At 44.4% G+C, this 15,103-nt stretch carries 17 protein-coding genes and 2 pseudogenes; 16 read left to right on the plus strand and 3 right to left on the minus strand.

The features are described from left to right. The 4 genes and pseudogenes from B5G33_RS22700 to B5G33_RS02040 all read left to right on the plus strand — a co-directional run bounded on the left by B5G33_RS22700 (nt 1) and on the right by B5G33_RS02040 (nt 1,788). Complete coding sequence (locus B5G33_RS22700) at nt 1-123, plus strand: hypothetical protein (protein WP_275532779.1); 123 nt, start codon at nt 1-3, stop codon at nt 121-123. Continuing rightward, entirely contained in the window at nt 124-381 is a 258-nt protein-coding gene (locus B5G33_RS02030) for a hypothetical protein (protein WP_087273447.1), read from the plus strand. It abuts the gene before it with no gap. A gap of 16 nt (nt 382-397) precedes the next feature. Next, nucleotides 398-1,254: pseudogene (locus tag B5G33_RS02035) on the plus strand (KilA-N domain-containing protein). 54 nt (nt 1,255-1,308) lie between these two features. Then, the gene (locus B5G33_RS02040; protein ID WP_242971360.1) at nt 1,309-1,788 is read left to right on the plus strand and encodes a hypothetical protein; all 480 of its coding nucleotides are present in this window, start codon (nt 1,309-1,311) and stop codon (nt 1,786-1,788) included. Nucleotides 1,789-2,143: 355 nt separating this feature from the next. Here B5G33_RS02040 and B5G33_RS02045 read toward each other — a convergent pair whose 3' ends face one another. Next, nucleotides 2,144-2,839 (minus strand): hypothetical protein, encoded by a 696-nt coding sequence (locus B5G33_RS02045; RefSeq protein ID WP_330396367.1) that lies wholly within the window; start codon nt 2,837-2,839, stop codon nt 2,144-2,146. An 8-nt stretch (nt 2,840-2,847) separates the two neighbouring features. Further along, nucleotides 2,848-3,288, minus strand: a complete 441-nt coding sequence (locus B5G33_RS02050) for a DUF4869 domain-containing protein (protein WP_087273444.1) — start codon at nt 3,286-3,288, stop codon at nt 2,848-2,850. A gap of 264 nt (nt 3,289-3,552) precedes the next feature. Here B5G33_RS02050 and B5G33_RS02055 point away from each other — a divergent pair, with 264 nt between their 5' ends. The 12 genes and pseudogenes from B5G33_RS02055 (at nt 3,553) to B5G33_RS02095 (ending at nt 13,435) form a co-directional block, all read left to right on the plus strand. Continuing rightward, nucleotides 3,553-4,698 (plus strand): iron-containing alcohol dehydrogenase, encoded by a 1,146-nt coding sequence (locus B5G33_RS02055; protein WP_087273442.1) that lies wholly within the window; start codon nt 3,553-3,555, stop codon nt 4,696-4,698. A gap of 14 nt (nt 4,699-4,712) precedes the next feature. Then, complete coding sequence (locus B5G33_RS22185; protein ID WP_275532780.1) at nt 4,713-4,847, plus strand: hypothetical protein; 135 nt, start codon at nt 4,713-4,715, stop codon at nt 4,845-4,847. Further along, on the plus strand, nt 4,844-5,002 hold the full coding sequence (locus B5G33_RS21545) for a hypothetical protein (protein ID WP_204247334.1): 159 nt from the start codon (nt 4,844-4,846) through the stop codon (nt 5,000-5,002). The genes B5G33_RS22185 and B5G33_RS21545 overlap by 4 nt, the downstream gene beginning before the upstream one ends. Before the next feature lie 21 nt (nt 5,003-5,023). After that, the gene (locus B5G33_RS02060) at nt 5,024-5,926 is read left to right on the plus strand and encodes an alpha/beta hydrolase (protein WP_242974435.1); all 903 of its coding nucleotides are present in this window, start codon (nt 5,024-5,026) and stop codon (nt 5,924-5,926) included. Next, complete coding sequence (locus B5G33_RS02065; RefSeq protein WP_087273440.1) at nt 5,923-7,284, plus strand: MATE family efflux transporter; 1,362 nt, start codon at nt 5,923-5,925, stop codon at nt 7,282-7,284. The genes B5G33_RS02060 and B5G33_RS02065 overlap by 4 nt, the downstream gene beginning before the upstream one ends. A 12-nt stretch (nt 7,285-7,296) precedes the next feature. Then, a complete protein-coding gene (locus tag B5G33_RS02070) occupies nt 7,297-8,277 on the plus strand; it encodes a prolyl oligopeptidase family serine peptidase (protein WP_242974437.1) in 981 nt (326 codons plus the stop codon). Nucleotides 8,278-8,297: 20 nt separating this feature from the next. Beyond that, nucleotides 8,298-8,501: pseudogene (locus B5G33_RS22535) on the plus strand (flavodoxin family protein); the annotation flags it as partial. 103 nt (nt 8,502-8,604) lie between these two features. Beyond that, nucleotides 8,605-9,492 carry a LysR family transcriptional regulator gene (locus B5G33_RS02075; protein ID WP_087273438.1) on the plus strand — a complete coding sequence of 296 codons (888 nt, stop codon included), beginning with the start codon at nt 8,605-8,607 and terminating at the stop codon, nt 9,490-9,492. Between the two features lie 184 nt (nt 9,493-9,676). Further along, nucleotides 9,677-10,843: an iron-containing alcohol dehydrogenase gene (locus B5G33_RS02080; protein ID WP_087416583.1), complete on the plus strand. Its 1,167-nt coding sequence runs from the start codon at nt 9,677-9,679 to the stop codon at nt 10,841-10,843. A gap of 167 nt (nt 10,844-11,010) precedes the next feature. Beyond that, nucleotides 11,011-11,202: a hypothetical protein gene (locus tag B5G33_RS02085; RefSeq protein ID WP_087273431.1), complete on the plus strand. Its 192-nt coding sequence runs from the start codon at nt 11,011-11,013 to the stop codon at nt 11,200-11,202. A 287-nt stretch (nt 11,203-11,489) separates the two neighbouring features. After that, nucleotides 11,490-12,827, plus strand: coding sequence for an MATE family efflux transporter (locus B5G33_RS02090; protein WP_087416584.1), 1,338 nt, complete (start codon nt 11,490-11,492; stop codon nt 12,825-12,827). Nucleotides 12,828-12,829: 2 nt separating this feature from the next. Next, nucleotides 12,830-13,435, plus strand: a complete 606-nt coding sequence (locus B5G33_RS02095; RefSeq protein ID WP_087416585.1) for a cytidylate kinase-like family protein — start codon at nt 12,830-12,832, stop codon at nt 13,433-13,435. A gap of 5 nt (nt 13,436-13,440) precedes the next feature. Here B5G33_RS02095 and B5G33_RS02100 read toward each other — a convergent pair whose 3' ends face one another. Continuing rightward, nucleotides 13,441-14,811: a putative ABC transporter permease gene (locus B5G33_RS02100; RefSeq protein WP_330396619.1), complete on the minus strand. Its 1,371-nt coding sequence runs from the start codon at nt 14,809-14,811 to the stop codon at nt 13,441-13,443. Nucleotides 14,812-15,103 lie beyond the last annotated feature (292 nt).

Consider the following 15,103-nt stretch of genomic DNA (forward strand, 5'->3'; position numbering starts at 1 on the left):
TTGGGATTAACAATGTATGATGCGCCTAATGCGGCAGAGGAATTGAAGCAGCCGAGGAAACATCCGCCGAAAGAAAAGGCAGAAGCGATAATGGAGGCGCTTAAGTATTTTGAGGTAATCTAAATGGATGAAAATATTTACCAGATTGCAGAGCAGATAGTCCAATTACATCAGAAAGCCCATGAGGTTTATTTGCCATTAGTTGAAGATGTGTGCAGCAGAACTGTGTCAGAAGATGAATTGTCACATTTGTTAGATTATTTACTGGACTTTGCGTGTGATGAAAAAATCCTGGGATTGTACAAAAGGGTATGTAGAAAGTATTTGGATGTATATCCCGGTTGTATTAGGGATTATATTGAAGCATATCGGGAAATGTGAGGAGAGGAGGATACTTATGGCGAAAATTGTTAAGGAGACTATCCATGCAAAAGGTATTGACATAGGAATCTATACTACAAATTTTGAAAATGAATTTATTTCATTAACGGATATTGCAAAATATCGAAATGAGACGACCCGCGATTTGTGATTCAAAACTGGATGCGAAATAGAAATACAATTGAGTTTTTAGGCGTTTGGGAAGAACTGCATAATCCAGATTTTAACCGTGTGCAATTCGAGGCGGTTAAAAATGAGGCTGGATTAAATCGTTTTGTTATGACACCGACAAAATGGATTACGCAGATGAATGCTATCGGTATTGTCTCAAAAGCAGGACGTTATGGCGGAACATATGCCCATAGCGATATTGCCATGTCTTTTGCAACATGGATTTCTCCAGAGTTCCAGCTATATATCATGAAAGATTACAGGAGATTAAAGACTGATGAGAATAGTCGGCTATCTCTGAATTGGAATTTGAACAGAGAGATTTCTAAGTTGAATTACAGGATACATACTGACGCAATTAAGGATAATTTGATACCGCCAGAATTAACACCTGCACAGGTAGCGTATACCTATGCAAATGAAGCAGATATGCTGAATGTTGTTTGGTTTGGAAAGACGGCTAAGCAATGGAAAGATGAAAATCCGACTGTTAAAGGGAATATGCGGGACGTAGCAACATTGAATCAGTTACTGGTACTTGCGAATCTGGAAAGTTATAATGCGGTTTTAATAAATCAGGGTAAGAATCAGAAAGAGAGGATGGAATTGCTTCGGCAGTTGGCGGTACGGCAGTTACAGACATTGGAAACGGTAAACTTAAATAACTTGCCAAAATTAGGCATGGAAATCAAAAAGAGATAGGAAAGCATAGAGGAGTAGCATGAAATATATGGGTTTATTGTAACAAATGCTTCTATGAAGAAAAATTTCAAAAACGAATTAAAGCGGCAACGAGATAGCGTAGCTTTAGAAAAAATGTCTACAATGCCATATGAAGTACTGGCTCTAATGGACGAAATGATAGAGTCAGGAAAAATAAAAAATGAAACTCAAAAGAAGATAACAATGGAACAAAATTTTAAACACTTTAAAGAGATTATGAATACGATATATTCTTATGGAACGGAAAAATCCATAAAGATAGTATCCTTAATGCAAAAAGAAAATTATGCTGCAAATGGGAAAACTGCTTCCTTAGATAAGTATAGAATGATGTCATCATATGTTTTATTAGCAACGCAAATTAAGCATGATGTCACGGAAATTTCTGTAAGTCCTGAGTTATGGTTTCAAATGCGTTTAACTGATTATGAAGCAAATAGAGAAGAATTTATGAATGCAAATAATAAGTTGGTAGACGAATTGAAATTAAAAGAGGAATTTAAAATAAAGTAGGATTTGTATATGTTTTTGTGGGAATCTGGTAATACCGTTGAGACGATAAACGTTCCAAAATGAAGTCAGGAAGGTCACCGAATGGTGGAAAGAACTAAAGAAAGAGACAGTCTCACAGAGAATCCAGGTTTTGAAAAAGCCCGAATTTTATGGGATTGTCTCTTTCTTGTATATTAGGGATTAAATCAGTATTAAAAGGATATTCCCTTTATACTTTTAAGAATAATATCTTTATTCCTTTCATGGAGATATGCGAGGTTCAATTTAGCTTTCTGATATTTTAAATAAGAATCTCCGGTTTCAGTAATGAGAAGGTCAGTGAAGTATCTTTCCCAGCTAAAATAGCTTCTGCTGTCTATATATTTTTCTTTTTTGTTGTTTGGACATATAAGCGATTCATTTCTGGACCAATGGCGGCACCATCTGCGATAACGCATACTTCTTCATTGTCTACATTTTTCAACATTGAAAAAATATTAGATTTTCCATTGGAGCTTTCACAAGAAATCTTTTTTTCTAAGCTGACAAACTTGAAGAATTCGTAGCCGGAATTAGAGTCTTCAGTAATAATCTTTTGCGGCTTTATCGGAAAATCTGAGTTATTTGAATAAATCCGATAGATTTCCTGATAGACTTTCTTTGTATTTTGATATTTTCCGGAAGAATGCATGCCATAGATTTCTTCAACGCTATATGGAAGATTGTAGAGATTTTCTCTGGTTATCAATACAAAATAATTATCAGAATTACGTATAGCGGAAGCAAATTCTTCTGTGTTAATAAAAGTGTTTTCTTCATCAGTGAAAAAAATAGTTCCTGAGGAGGCCTTTAAAATCAGTTCCCAGTTTGGCCCTTCCAGCACTCGGCATGGTACGTCACAAACCACATCTATTCCGCTTGAAATTCCCAGATTTTCCGCCTGCCGGAGCATATTGATCAGGGTTGTCTTCCCAGTAGCGCTATCCCCCTGAATAACAGTGATATTTCTTTTAATTTCAAATTCGTAATGTAAGCGATTGTTCTGTACGATTATTTTATGCTTTCCTTTCATACCCTCACCTATACATACTCTCCAGCAATATTGACAAATTCTTCCATATTGTGGACGATTTCTCCTGTGTTAAGGATTCGAGCCTGGAAATTTTCGTCCCCGAAATTCATAATGTGCCGGAGATTAATAGTCAAATCTTTTAAATCCCCGATTTTTAAAATCCATTTTGCACAGTTATCACCACAGGCAGATGCGTTAAAGATTTTACCGGAATCGTCAAAGGCCATTAAAATCAGTGTCTTTACACCCCCTGACAGTTCTCTGGTGGAGATTGGTCCCAGAACAGGGCTGTCAATCAGTCGAGAGCTTATTACCACAGACTTATCTACGTCCTTAATCATTTGAACGGACAGTTCCTCTGTAATCCATTCGTCCTCGTATCGGTTGTCAAAGTATATCGGGGGATAGTAAATCGCTTCCTCCATTTTTCCGAGGTAAATATTCAGCATAAGAAACCTCCCTGTCCATAAAAATCCCATCTAAATAATTTAAGTATACCATGAAGCAGGGAGCCAAGCGAGTATTTATGCTCATTTGGCGACTGCCCACGATACTAGCATCTATGGGGCTAGTATACCATAAAGCAGGGAGCGAAGGAAAAAATTTTTTCACGTAAAACCGACAAAACCCTTCGGTATATACTCAAAAACTTATTGGCTATTCTGTATAGAGGCAAATTATTCTACAATTATTCAAGAAAGGAGAGATTTGTAATGCAGAAGTTTGTATATGAATATGCAACCAAGGTTTATTTTGGAGCAGGTGCAGTGAAGGAACATCTGACCCAGGCAGTTTCCGGATATGGACAGAATGTTATGCTGGCTTATGGCGGCGGTTCTGTTAAGAAAAACGGAATTTATGATCAGGTAAAGAAGATTCTGGAAGACGCAGGTAAAAAAGTTACGGATTTTTCCGGAATTATGTCGAACCCTACTTACGCCAAGGTACAGGAAGGAGCCAGTCTGGCAAAGAAGGAAAATATTGATTTCATCCTGGCAGTAGGAGGCGGATCCGTTATCGACTGCTGCAAGATTGTAGCAGCCCAGGCGAAGACAGAGGAAGACCTGTGGGAGATGGAGATGACAGAGCATAAATTCCCTACAGAGGTACTGCCTATGGGAGCCATTGTCACAGCTTCCGGTACAGGCGCAGAGATGAACGGCGGCGCCGTGATCACCAACGAAGAAAAGGTAATAAAGGCCGGAATGGCAGCCGCAGCCCCCAGATTCGCCATTCTGGACCCGGAATATACTATGTCTGTGCCAAAAATGCAGGTGATTTCAGGAGCTTTTGATACCCTGAGCCATGCTATGGAGACCTATTTCGGAAATTCCGACCAGGACAATGTATCAGACGACGTGGCCCTTTCCATTATGCGAAATACAGTCACCAATATGAGACGGCTTTTAAAGAATATCAATGACGTCCAGGCAAGAGGCAACCTTATGTGGGATTCTGCTATGGCAGAAAATGGAATCCTGAAGGTGGGAAGAGTCACAGACTTCCAGGCTCACCAGATGGAACATCAGTTAGGCGCTTATACAGACTGCAATCATGGTCAGGGATTGGCAGTTATCCACCCTGCTTATTACCGCCATATTGTGAAAGATGCTGAAGAAAAATTCCAGAGATTCGGAAAAGAAGTCTTTGGTGTGGATACCGCCCAGGCCGGTGTGGAAGCTTTGGCTGATTTTATCAAAGAATGTGGACTGCCGACAAAAATGGGAGAATTAAAATCAAAGGTAGAGATTACACCGGAGATTTTGAGAAGTGTGGCAGATACTTGCAACGTGATCAAATGCAATCCAAGAGAACTGAGCAGAGATGAGATTTACGACCTGCTGATGGAGTGTATGTAAATATAGAACAGAAAATGAGCGGCACTGTCTGTAAAGACAGACCCTTTGGGGAATGTGCAGTCTGTCCGGGAGATATTGCCGGGGCAGCTGCACATTTTCTGTATAGGGAAAAAGCTTTGAAAGAATTAAGACAGGAGGGAAAGAAATGAGCATCTGGCTGATCACAGGATGTTCCAGCGGACTGGGAAAGGGAATCGCCCAGGCAGTGCTGAAACGTGGAGAAAAAGCAGCAGAAACCCAGATGGAAAACAGGCTGAAGGAAATCCGGGAATGGATGGAGGTAAGCAGCCAGTCCGACTACTGATAGAAGAAGGGAGAGGAGAACGTGATAAATAAGGATACAAAGGTGGCAGACGTAATAGAGGATCCTCTTTTTAAGGGATATGGCAGACTGATCTTTCCCACAGCTTTCGGGAGACCTTCACCGTCTATGCCCCTTTCCCAGGCAGGCTCTATGTTGATCTACCATAATTATGTAAATACAGACACCACCCTGGATGTAATACGGCACATGCAGAAGGAAGCGAAGGCGGGACGCCGGATTTTTTACGATATTTATACAGAGGCGGAGAAAAAGCGGGACCCGGATAAACGGGATACCGGACTGTTTTTCTTCCGTGGAAAGCCCAATGCTCCCTTTGTCTTGGTCTGTGCAGGAGGGGGCTTCTACTATGTAGGGGCAATCCATGAAAGCTTTCCCCACGCTTTGGAACTGAGCCGCCGGGGATATAACGGATTCGCCCTGATCTACCGCACAAGGACAGCAGATACTGCCTGTGAGGACCTGGCCAGAGCCATCCGCTTTATCTTTGAGCATAAGGCGGAGCTGGAGGTGGATACAGAGGGATACTCTCTCTGGGGAGGCTCGGCAGGAGCCAGAATGGCCGCCTGGCTGGGGGCCTACGGACCGGGAGCTTTCGGAGAAGGAGAGCTGCCCAGAGCGGCTGCAGTGATCATGCAGTATACAGGACACAGCCAGTACAGCAGGCTGGATCCTCCAACTTATGCCTGTGTAGGAGACAGGGACGGCATTGCGGACTGGCGGGTCATGAAGAACCGTCTGGAATGCCTGGAAACCCTGGGCACAGATACAGAATTTCATCTATATCCCGGCCTGCGCCATGGCTTTGGCCTGGGCGTTGGAACCAAAGCTGAGGGCTGGCTGGACGATGCAGTGAGATTCTGGGAGAGAAACAGAAAAAGAAAGAAGGCACACAGGAGAAGATGAAAAAAGAAGTCTCGGAAAAAGAACTCTTTGAGACCATGCCGGTCCCTAAAGCAGTAGCCACTCTGGCCATTCCTACGGTGATCAGCCAGGTGGTGACAATGATCTATAATCTGGCCGATACCTTTTTTGTAGGACAGATCGGGAACCCCTATATGGTGGCAGCAGTATCCCTGGTCTCGCCATGGTTTAACCTGCTGACTGCTCTGGGAAACCTTTTCGGATTGGGAAGCGGAAGCCTTATTTCCAGAATGCTGGGGAGAAATAACCACAGGGATATTAAAAATGTATCTGCTTTCAGCATATGGGGAGGAGGGACTGTTACTCTGGCATTTTCCCTTCTGACATTCCTCTTTCGAGAGCCTCTTTTAAATTTTCTGGGTGCAAGTCCGGATACCTATGGATATGCAGAAAGTTATCTGAACTGGGTAGTGGTTCTGGGGGGAGTGCCTACTATGCTGAGTTTGACTCTGGGGCATCTGCTGAGGAGTGAGGGACATGCCAGACCTGCCAGTATCGGTATGATGTTTGGGGGTATCCTGAATGTAGTGCTGGACCCTGTGCTGATCTTTGGCTTTCATCTGGAGGTAACGGGAGCTGCCATAGCAACGGCATTTTCTAATCTTGCCTCAGTGGTATTTTTTGTACTTATGTATATTCGTTTGAGAGAGAAAACAGCAGTGTCTCTTCACCCCAGACACTTTACTTTCCGGTTTGTAGGGCGGATTTTCTCTGTAGGACTGGCTTCGGCCCTGGCTACGGCTCTTGGAAATGCTTCAAATATGGTTATTGTAAAATTGTCCTCCGGATATGGGGATATTCCTGTGGCGGCCTATGGCATTGTAAAGCGGATCGATCAGTTTCCGTTGAATGTCTCTATGGGACTGTGTCAGGGATTTATGCCCCTGGTAGGTTATAACTATGCAGCCAGAAATTACAAGCGGATGCGGTCAGTATCCTTCTTTTCCTGGAAAACAGCGCTGATTCTGTCAGCTTGTTTTGTGGCCTGCTTTGCAGTATTTGCCCCTCAGATTCTCCATCTTTTTATTCCAGAGCCGCAGACCAGCGCATTGGGCGCCAGGTTTCTCAGGATTGCCTGTCTGGCAGTGCCCCTTACAGCAGTGAACTTTCTTATCAGCTATACCCTTCAGGCTATGGGGAAAGGCCCTCAATCGGCTATCCTTACCTTCAGCCGTCAGGGGCTTCTGAATATTCCTCTGTTGATTCTCATGAATATAACTGTTGGACTTTATGGCATGATCTGGACCCAGCTGGTAGTGGAAGTGATCATGCTGCCAGTATCCTTCGGCATGTACATGCACACACTGAAAGGGCTGAAAAATGTGGAAAAGCAGGAATGATTCCAGGGGAAAATGTGGAAAACAGAGAATACAGTAAAAGAGGTGAACAGAGATTTGAAAGAAAAGATAATGGCTTTTTTCATGGCTGGCATTCTGCTTTTTATGGGCGGATGCGGAACTATGGAAAACAGAGATACAGAAAATAATACAGAGACTGGTTCTGAAACAACTTCTGCTCTGGCAGGTGATTCAGAAGAAACTTCCAGAACAGAGGATTCCCAGGAGAGCGCTTCCGGAACAGAGGAAAAGGGCGATTATGTGACAGAAGGCACAGAGGAATACCGGGGATTTACTCTGGATAATGTGCTCCATTCAGAAACCCAGGGAGATATCCATTTTAACCTTTATGTTCCTGACAGCTACGATGGAGAGGAACCCTGCGCAGTGTTTTTCACTCTGCCAGGTTATGAAGGATTGTATTTCCAGGGAGTGGGGGAAAACCTCTACAGCGAGAACTTTGGATTTGAAGCCCAGGCCTATGACCCGGATATGATCATTGTGGCCCCTCAACTTTCAGACTGGGGAGAGACCTCGGCGGATCAGACTATTGCCCTAGTGGAATACTTTCTGGCGAACTATAACATTGACCTGGACAGAGTTTATGGAGAAGGCTATTCAGGAGGAGGAGAAACCATGTCCCAGGTTATGGGAAAGAGGCCGGAGCTTTTTGCAGCTTATCTTCAGTGCAGCTCTCAGTGGGATGGGGATTATGAACCGGTTATAGAAAGTCGGACTCCGGTGTATTTTGTTATCGGAGAAAGTGATGAATACTATGGCTCTCAGCCCACCCAGGAGGCCTATGACAATCTGTATGAGCTTTACCGGCAGGAAGGTCTATCTGATGAGGAAATCAATCAGCTTCTGGTGCTGGACATCAAAGATGCAGATTATTTCGAAAGCCAGGGTGTGACCGTCCAGCATGGGGGCGGCAATCTTTTCGCCCAGGATGAGGAGATCATGGGGTGGCTTTTCAGCAAGCAGAGAGAAAATTGAAAAAGATAAAATTCTACAGATATGGAGGAAGGAAGATTTTTGAACTGAAGCCAGGGGCAGTGGTGGTATCTGCCAGAAGAGCAGGAACTACCGCCACCATAGACCAGATGAATAAATATCTGCTGTATGCCTAGATGCCGGTAGTTTTTTCCCGATACTGGAACATGGTCCATGGGCAGACTCCGGATCAGCACCAATTATATCCGGTAAAGAAAAATAAAGAGTATTGACAGCGAACCTTTGCCGCATTATATTTTTTACAATAGTAAAGTTAAAAAGTATCAGGACGCTGAAAATATTCTATAAATAAAGGAAGGGGAAAGACTTATGTACAACCTGCAGCTTGAGACGTTTATTGTTGTGGCGGACATGGGGAGCTTTAATAAGGCGGCAGAAGCTCTCTATATCACGCCCCCCGCTGTTACCAAACAGATCAATCTTCTGGAAAAAGATCTGGGCCTGAAGCTGTTTAACAGGACCCATCGGGGCCTTGCCCTTACAGAGGCGGGAAAATCTCTTTACAGAGATTCCAAATATATCATCCAGTATTGTAAGGAATCTGTGGAGCGGGCCAGAAAGGCTATGGAGGAGAAGGATAATATTATCCGGATCGGGACCTCTCCCATGACCCCTGCCGGGCCTCTTATGCAGATCTGGGCCAAGGTACAGAAAGATTATCCGGATATCAAGCTGCAGATGATCCCTTATATGAACAGTCTGGAAAATGCCAGGGAGATTCTGAAAAATCTGGGAGAGAATATTGACGTAGTAGGAGGCATCTTTGATGAGACTATGCTGAAGCTTCGCCAGTGTTCCGGACTGGAGCTCTCCAGACAGCGGATCTGCTGTGCGGTTTCTGTGAACCACAGACTGGCCGAAAAGGAGATGCTCACTTTCCAGGACCTGTATGGAGAAAATTTCCTGATGATGCACCGGGGCTGGAGCAACTATGTAGATGAGCTCCGGGATGACATCTGGAAAAACCATCCTCAGATTAATGTAATAGATTTTGACGTATACAGTGTGGATATTTTTAACCAGTGCGAGAACAGTAATGACATCCTTATGGCAGTAGAAAACTGGAAGGAGGTCCACCCATTGCTGAAGGTGATACCGGTAGAGTGGAAATATACGATTCCCTACGGAATCCTCTATTCTCAGGAGCCTTCTGCCCTGGTAAAGAGATTTCTGAAAGGGATACAAAAGACTTTGTAAACACAGATATAGCTAGTATAAAGTGAAAGGTATGTACTGGGAAACTAATGGAGACTTCTGCGGAAGTCTCTTTTTTCTTATAATAAAAGCTGTAAAATAAACAGAAACGGGACAGGCCCAGGAGAAAACTCTCAGGTAAATGCAGGCGCAGATTGATAAAAACTAACAGGAGGGGACACAGGTAATGAATAATTTTATATATGAAAATAAGACCAAGGTCTTTTTTGGACGGGGATGCGTAAAGGAATTTCTGACCTGTCTGGTAAAGGATTATGACACCATAATGATGGGCTACGGACAGGGCTCTGTAAAAAGAAACGGGATATATGATGAGGTTCTGGGAATCCTTATGAGAGAAGGTAAGACCGTGGTGGAATTTCCGGGGATCATGCCGAATCCTACCTATAAAAAAGTAATGGAAGGCGTAAAACTGGCAAGAGCCCATCAAGTGCAGATGATATTGGGAATCGGCGGCGGTTCTGTGATGGACTGCTGTAAGGCAGTGGCTCTGGCAGCCAGATATAAGGGAGACGCCTGGGAAAACTTCTGGGACAGGAAGGGAATCGTTGATTTTGAACCAATACCGGTAGGGGTGATACCCACCACTGCAGGGACAGGAAGTGAGTGCAATGGCGCCGCTGTGATCACCAATGAGGAGGAAAAGGTAAAAATCGGCTATGATTATCCTAAATGCAACCCGGAGTTTGCCCTTATGGACCCTGCATATACATTCAGTGTGCCCAAGGAACAGATGGTATCCGGGGCCTTTGACAGCCTTTCTCACATTATGGAAACTTATTTCAGCGGTCCAGACAGAGACAATGTGTCTGATGATGTTGCAGAGGCGCTGATGCGGAACGTGGTGCGGAATCTGCGGACTGCCGTGAAGGACCAGGAGGATTACACCGCCCGTAGCAATCTTTTCTGGAACTCCACTTTGTCGGAAAACCGGCTGATCAAGCTGGGAAAGAAAGGAGACTTTGGATGTCATCTGATGGAACATCAGCTGGCGGCCTATACAGACTGTAATCACGGGGAGGGAATGGCAGTGCTGCATCCTGTGTACTACCGCCATATTTACAGAGATGGTTTGAAAAAATTCGTAAGGTTCGCCAGAAATGTATGGGAGATTTCCGGAGAGGGAAAAAGTGAGGAAGCCCTGGCAGAAGCAGGAATTGACGCTCTGGCAGATTTTATCCGGGAAATCGGACTTCCCGCCACCCTGCGGGAGCTGGGGATGAAGGACAGGAAACAACTGGGAGAGATTGCGGAATCCTGCCATTTTTCACCGGGAAGCTACCGGAAGATGACTTCCGGGGAGATACTGGAGATTTTCCAGGAGTGCTTTTAATATGCTGAATGGACATCTTCGATGACACAGGGAGAAGCTTTTGAAGGGCTATTTGAAAATATTGTATAGATATCTGCGGATTGATAGAGTATAATAAAACGATACAATTTACATTGATAATATCATTCCGAGAGGACAGGCGTATAAAAGGTTATAGGAGGTAAGGCATGAGTAGAGAAACATTAAAAAATCTTATAGAACTTGTTCCTGAAAATGAAATAGATATCCTATATCATGTAATTGTTAAATTTATCCCGGAAGTGGAGCCTGAACCAGAGGAAATAGAAGCAATACGTGAAGGACGTAAGGACAGAGCTGAGAATGGAACGGTATCTCATGAAGAAATAGACTGGGGATGACCAGAATTGACAATTACCATCAGGTATGCTAGACTACAGGCAGTTACTCGGAGGGTCGGCTGTAAAAAAGGCCGGCTGGATAAGAGGCTGGTTGAGATATCTGTTCCTCGGAGGGCAAGTCGTTCAGCAGAAATGGCAGGCCGGATAAGAGATAAGCTGAGATGCTTATTCCTTATCCGGCTTTTTTCAGCGGTTTTTGAAAGACCTTGTGGCCCTTTGAGGCAGGGAAACAGACTAGCAGGGCCTTTCGGGTTCTTCTGCACTAGAAACGATTGGAGGAAAAGAAAATGGATTTTTTAAACGGCAAGATTAAAACCCTGTATTTTAAGTACTTGTCTGCAGCCTTTGGAAGCGCACTGATCACGTCCATCTATTCCATAGTTGATATGGCTATGGTGGGACAGTACCACGGGCCGGAAGGCTCCGCAGCTTTGGCGGTAGTTGCACCGGTGTGGAATATCATCTACAGCCTGGGACTTCTGATGGGAATCGGGGGCTCTGTTCTTTTCAGCACTATCAGAGGAAAGGCAGACGGCGATATCCGGAAGTCCAATCAGTATTTTACCGCTTCGGTAATCGGCTCTGTTATACTGGCCGCAATCGTCTGGCTGCTGATCATCTTTTTTGATAAACAGCTTCTGGTTTTCTTTGGAGCGCAGGATAATACTCTGACCCTGGCAAGGGAGTACGTGGAGCCTATTAAATTTGCCATTCCCTTTTTCCTGTTTAACCAGATGCTGGCAGCTTATTTGAGAAATGACAAGAATCCGTCCCTGGCCACAGGGGGAGTTCTGGCTGGGGGTATCTTCAATATCTTTGGAGACTATTTCTTTGTATTTGTCTGCGATATGGGGGCGTATGGAGCAGGACTGGCTACTGCTATCGGTTCTGCCATTAGCTTCCTGGCTATGCTGTCTCATTTCTTTATGAAGAAAAATACCCTTCGGCTGGTAAAACCGGAAGGACTTTTTAGAAAACTGAAAGAAATTACGGTCACTGGATTTTCTACCTTTTTCATCGATGTGGCCATGGGCATCCTGACCATTCTGTTCAACAGACAGATTATGATCTATCTGGGAACAAACGCCCTGGCAGTCTACGGAGTGATCGTTAATATCAGCACCTTTGTTCAGTGCTGTGCCTACAGCGTGGGACAGGCTTCTCAGCCGATTATTTCCACCAATTATGGAGCCGGACTGGGAGACCGGATACGTGAGACATTGAAATATGCTTTGGGAACTGTTGATTTTTTCAGCATCCTGTGGACAGCTCTGAGCATGCTGATCCCGAACGCTTTTATTCGTCTGTTCATGGCGCCTACCGAAGAGGTGCTTGCCATTGCGCCCGCCATTATCCGGTGCTACGGGATTTCTTTCCTGTTACTGCCGTTAAATGTGTTTTCTACCTATTACTTCCAGGCCCTGATGAAGCCGAAGATCGCGTTTATCGCTTCTGTAGCAAGAGGACTGGTGATCAGCGGAATCCTGATCTACCTTCTGCCGGCAGTATTGGGCGGAAATACCATCTGGTTTGCAATGCCGATCACAGAATTAGTTGTGGCTGTTTTTGTTGTCAGTGAAATGGTAAAATATACAAAACAACTGAGCACAGAAAGGAAGGGATGACTATGAACAAAATCATTACCATTGGCCGTGAGTTCGGAAGCGGCGGACGTGAGCTTGGCAGGAGACTGTCAGAAAAGCTGGGATTTGCTTACTATGATCAGGAAATCATCAGTGAGATCGCCAGAAGAACAGAGATGTCGGAGCATTATGTCCAGTCTGTGGTGGAACATCAGCCCCACTTCTCTTTTCCCATTCATATCGGGCGGAGTTTTTACCCCACAGCCAGCCCTGTTTTCGACCTGACCATGACCATCTACCAGGAGCAGTCCAGGATCATCCAGGAAATGGCCATGAAATCAGATTGTGTTATCGTAGGACGCTGCGGAGATTATATCCTGCGGGATCAGAAGCCTTTCCGGATCTTTGTCTACGCAGATATGGAAAGCAAGATGATAAGGTGCCGGGAAAAAGCCTCCCAGGAGGAGAAAATGACCGATAAGGAATTAAAGCAGCATATTCTTGGCATCGATAAAAAACGGGCGAAATACTACGAATTCTATACCGGCCATAAGTGGGGCGATAACCTGAATTTTGATATGTGCATCAATACTTCCCATATGGTCATCAAAGAGATGGTGCCTGCACTTGCAAAACTTTTTGAAAACTAAAACAGCTATATGGATTTTGCATTAGGATAGATTTTTTCCATCCGTTCATCGTCAAAGTGCTGGTCTATGACCTTTTCCCATCCGCTTTCGGCAGCAGGTCCCCCGTCCCTCTGGTCATAACGGATCAGAGCGACGACGGAGACCAGCATATTGACTGCCATGAATGCAGCCAGGACCCATGTAAGGATATATCCCCATAACTTGGGGATTTTTTCTATGCAGGCAGACAGTGGCGGATACAGCCATTTGATCCAGATAACTGCGGCAATGCCCCAGAAAAAGCAATACAGAAGGTTGACCCTTCCGTCCAGGTTAAAGGGGATATCGCTGTAGTCCCAGAATACCTTTCCGAAGACAATCTCGGAGAGTACGCTGCACACATATTCATAGGCTCCTCCAAGAAAGGTGCCTACGAAAAAGAGATACCGGTCCGGCTTCTCTTTGTCTTTATACAGGAGTACGGTGGCAAATACAATGGCAAATCCCCATACAATGCTGAAAGGTCCCCAGACCAGACTGCTCCTGCTCATCCAGACCCCGGCAGTGATCCGGCAGAAAATGGTTTCCACAAAGTCCCCCAGGATACAGGCAATGAAAAACAGCCAGAAGAGTTTGTAGAAACCACACCCTTCAGCGAATTTTCCTTCCATGCGGATTTCCTCGGCTCTTTCCATGATTACGGGGTAAGCTTTTGCCATACGGTGTTCTACGTGGCCCACAATAGAAGCTCCGAACCTGTTTGTAAAAACAGAAATCTTCCGCCTTACACGGGCTGCTCCTGGAATCTCGTTTTTAATATGAAAGACTGCGGCCAGAGAGAGGAGAATGTCCAGAAAGACAGCGATACTACATATCCAAACCAGCAGCTGTGCGAAAAAATCCGGGATCAGCCGGTATGCCAAAAGGAGAAACCGGTTTCCATACCGCATGCTGAGAAGCCCCAGTACCGCCCACAGAATACTGTACTGCAGGCAGATATAACCGTCATAATTCCATTTCTTACCTGAATAATCCCACCACTTATGACTGTTCAGCCGTTCCAGCAGTTTTCCGGTGAGCCATTCCACCATGGTAGCCAGAATACCGCAGCCTATAAGAAGAAAGAATGTATTATCCAGCAGATCTCCGGTAGTCAGGGTCATAAGAACTGCGGCGATTCCATAGACAAGACAGAAAGGACCTGTTGAGAATCCTCTGTTTATAAATCTTCGGTTTTTTACTGTACCTACTACTGTCTCAATGATCCATCCCAGAAAAGAATAGATCAGAAGCAGCCATAAAAGCTCTGTGATCGTATAGTCCATAACATTCAATACCCTTGTATATGCAGGGCATCCCCTTTCTATAGTTTTTCCGGAATTCAATCCGGACTTCATTTTCCCGGAATAAAAGGCGAGAAAACGGAGAATTTCTGGATATAGTATAGCAGATATAAAGAAGAGAAGATACTTACTATTTTCTAAAGATAGGAGGAACTTGTACCAGGGGGCTATGTATTTTAAGGCATAGCCTTCTGTCTGTGACATATAATTACAAACAAAATATAGCAGTATGTACCTAAAGGTTCCTACTGGTAAACTAAACGAGTCTTCTGAGGAAGGCTCGTTTTTCTTATAATAAAAATGTAAAAACAGTCTGCTGGATTTCGTGGACAGCAGTGTCTGTATC

Source organism: Blautia sp. An81, assembly GCF_002161285.1.
GTDB lineage: Bacteria > Bacillota > Clostridia > Lachnospirales > Lachnospiraceae > Blautia > Blautia ornithocaccae.

What these genes read in the sequence shown, in the direction of transcription:
- B5G33_RS02030 (WP_087273447.1), top strand. Translation starts at nt 124, where the DNA reads ATGGATGAAAATATTTACCAGATTGCAGAGCAGATAGTCCAATTACAT.
- B5G33_RS02040 (WP_242971360.1), top strand. Translation starts at nt 1,309, where the DNA reads ATGAAGAAAAATTTCAAAAACGAATTAAAGCGGCAACGAGATAGCGTA.
- B5G33_RS02045 (WP_330396367.1), bottom strand. Translation starts at nt 2,839, where the DNA reads ATGAAAGGAAAGCATAAAATAATCGTACAGAACAATCGCTTACATTAC.
- B5G33_RS02050 (WP_087273444.1), bottom strand. Translation starts at nt 3,288, where the DNA reads ATGCTGAATATTTACCTCGGAAAAATGGAGGAAGCGATTTACTATCCC.
- B5G33_RS02055 (WP_087273442.1), top strand. Translation starts at nt 3,553, where the DNA reads ATGCAGAAGTTTGTATATGAATATGCAACCAAGGTTTATTTTGGAGCA.
- B5G33_RS22185 (WP_275532780.1), top strand. Translation starts at nt 4,713, where the DNA reads ATGAGCGGCACTGTCTGTAAAGACAGACCCTTTGGGGAATGTGCAGTC.
- B5G33_RS21545 (WP_204247334.1), top strand. Translation starts at nt 4,844, where the DNA reads ATGAGCATCTGGCTGATCACAGGATGTTCCAGCGGACTGGGAAAGGGA.
- B5G33_RS02065 (WP_087273440.1), top strand. Translation starts at nt 5,923, where the DNA reads ATGAAAAAAGAAGTCTCGGAAAAAGAACTCTTTGAGACCATGCCGGTC.
- B5G33_RS02070 (WP_242974437.1), top strand. Translation starts at nt 7,297, where the DNA reads ATGTGGAAAACAGAGAATACAGTAAAAGAGGTGAACAGAGATTTGAAA.
- B5G33_RS02075 (WP_087273438.1), top strand. Translation starts at nt 8,605, where the DNA reads ATGTACAACCTGCAGCTTGAGACGTTTATTGTTGTGGCGGACATGGGG.
- B5G33_RS02080 (WP_087416583.1), top strand. Translation starts at nt 9,677, where the DNA reads ATGAATAATTTTATATATGAAAATAAGACCAAGGTCTTTTTTGGACGG.
- B5G33_RS02085 (WP_087273431.1), top strand. Translation starts at nt 11,011, where the DNA reads ATGAGTAGAGAAACATTAAAAAATCTTATAGAACTTGTTCCTGAAAAT.
- B5G33_RS02090 (WP_087416584.1), top strand. Translation starts at nt 11,490, where the DNA reads ATGGATTTTTTAAACGGCAAGATTAAAACCCTGTATTTTAAGTACTTG.
- B5G33_RS02095 (WP_087416585.1), top strand. Translation starts at nt 12,830, where the DNA reads ATGAACAAAATCATTACCATTGGCCGTGAGTTCGGAAGCGGCGGACGT.
- B5G33_RS02100 (WP_330396619.1), bottom strand. Translation starts at nt 14,811, where the DNA reads ATGAAGTCCGGATTGAATTCCGGAAAAACTATAGAAAGGGGATGCCCT.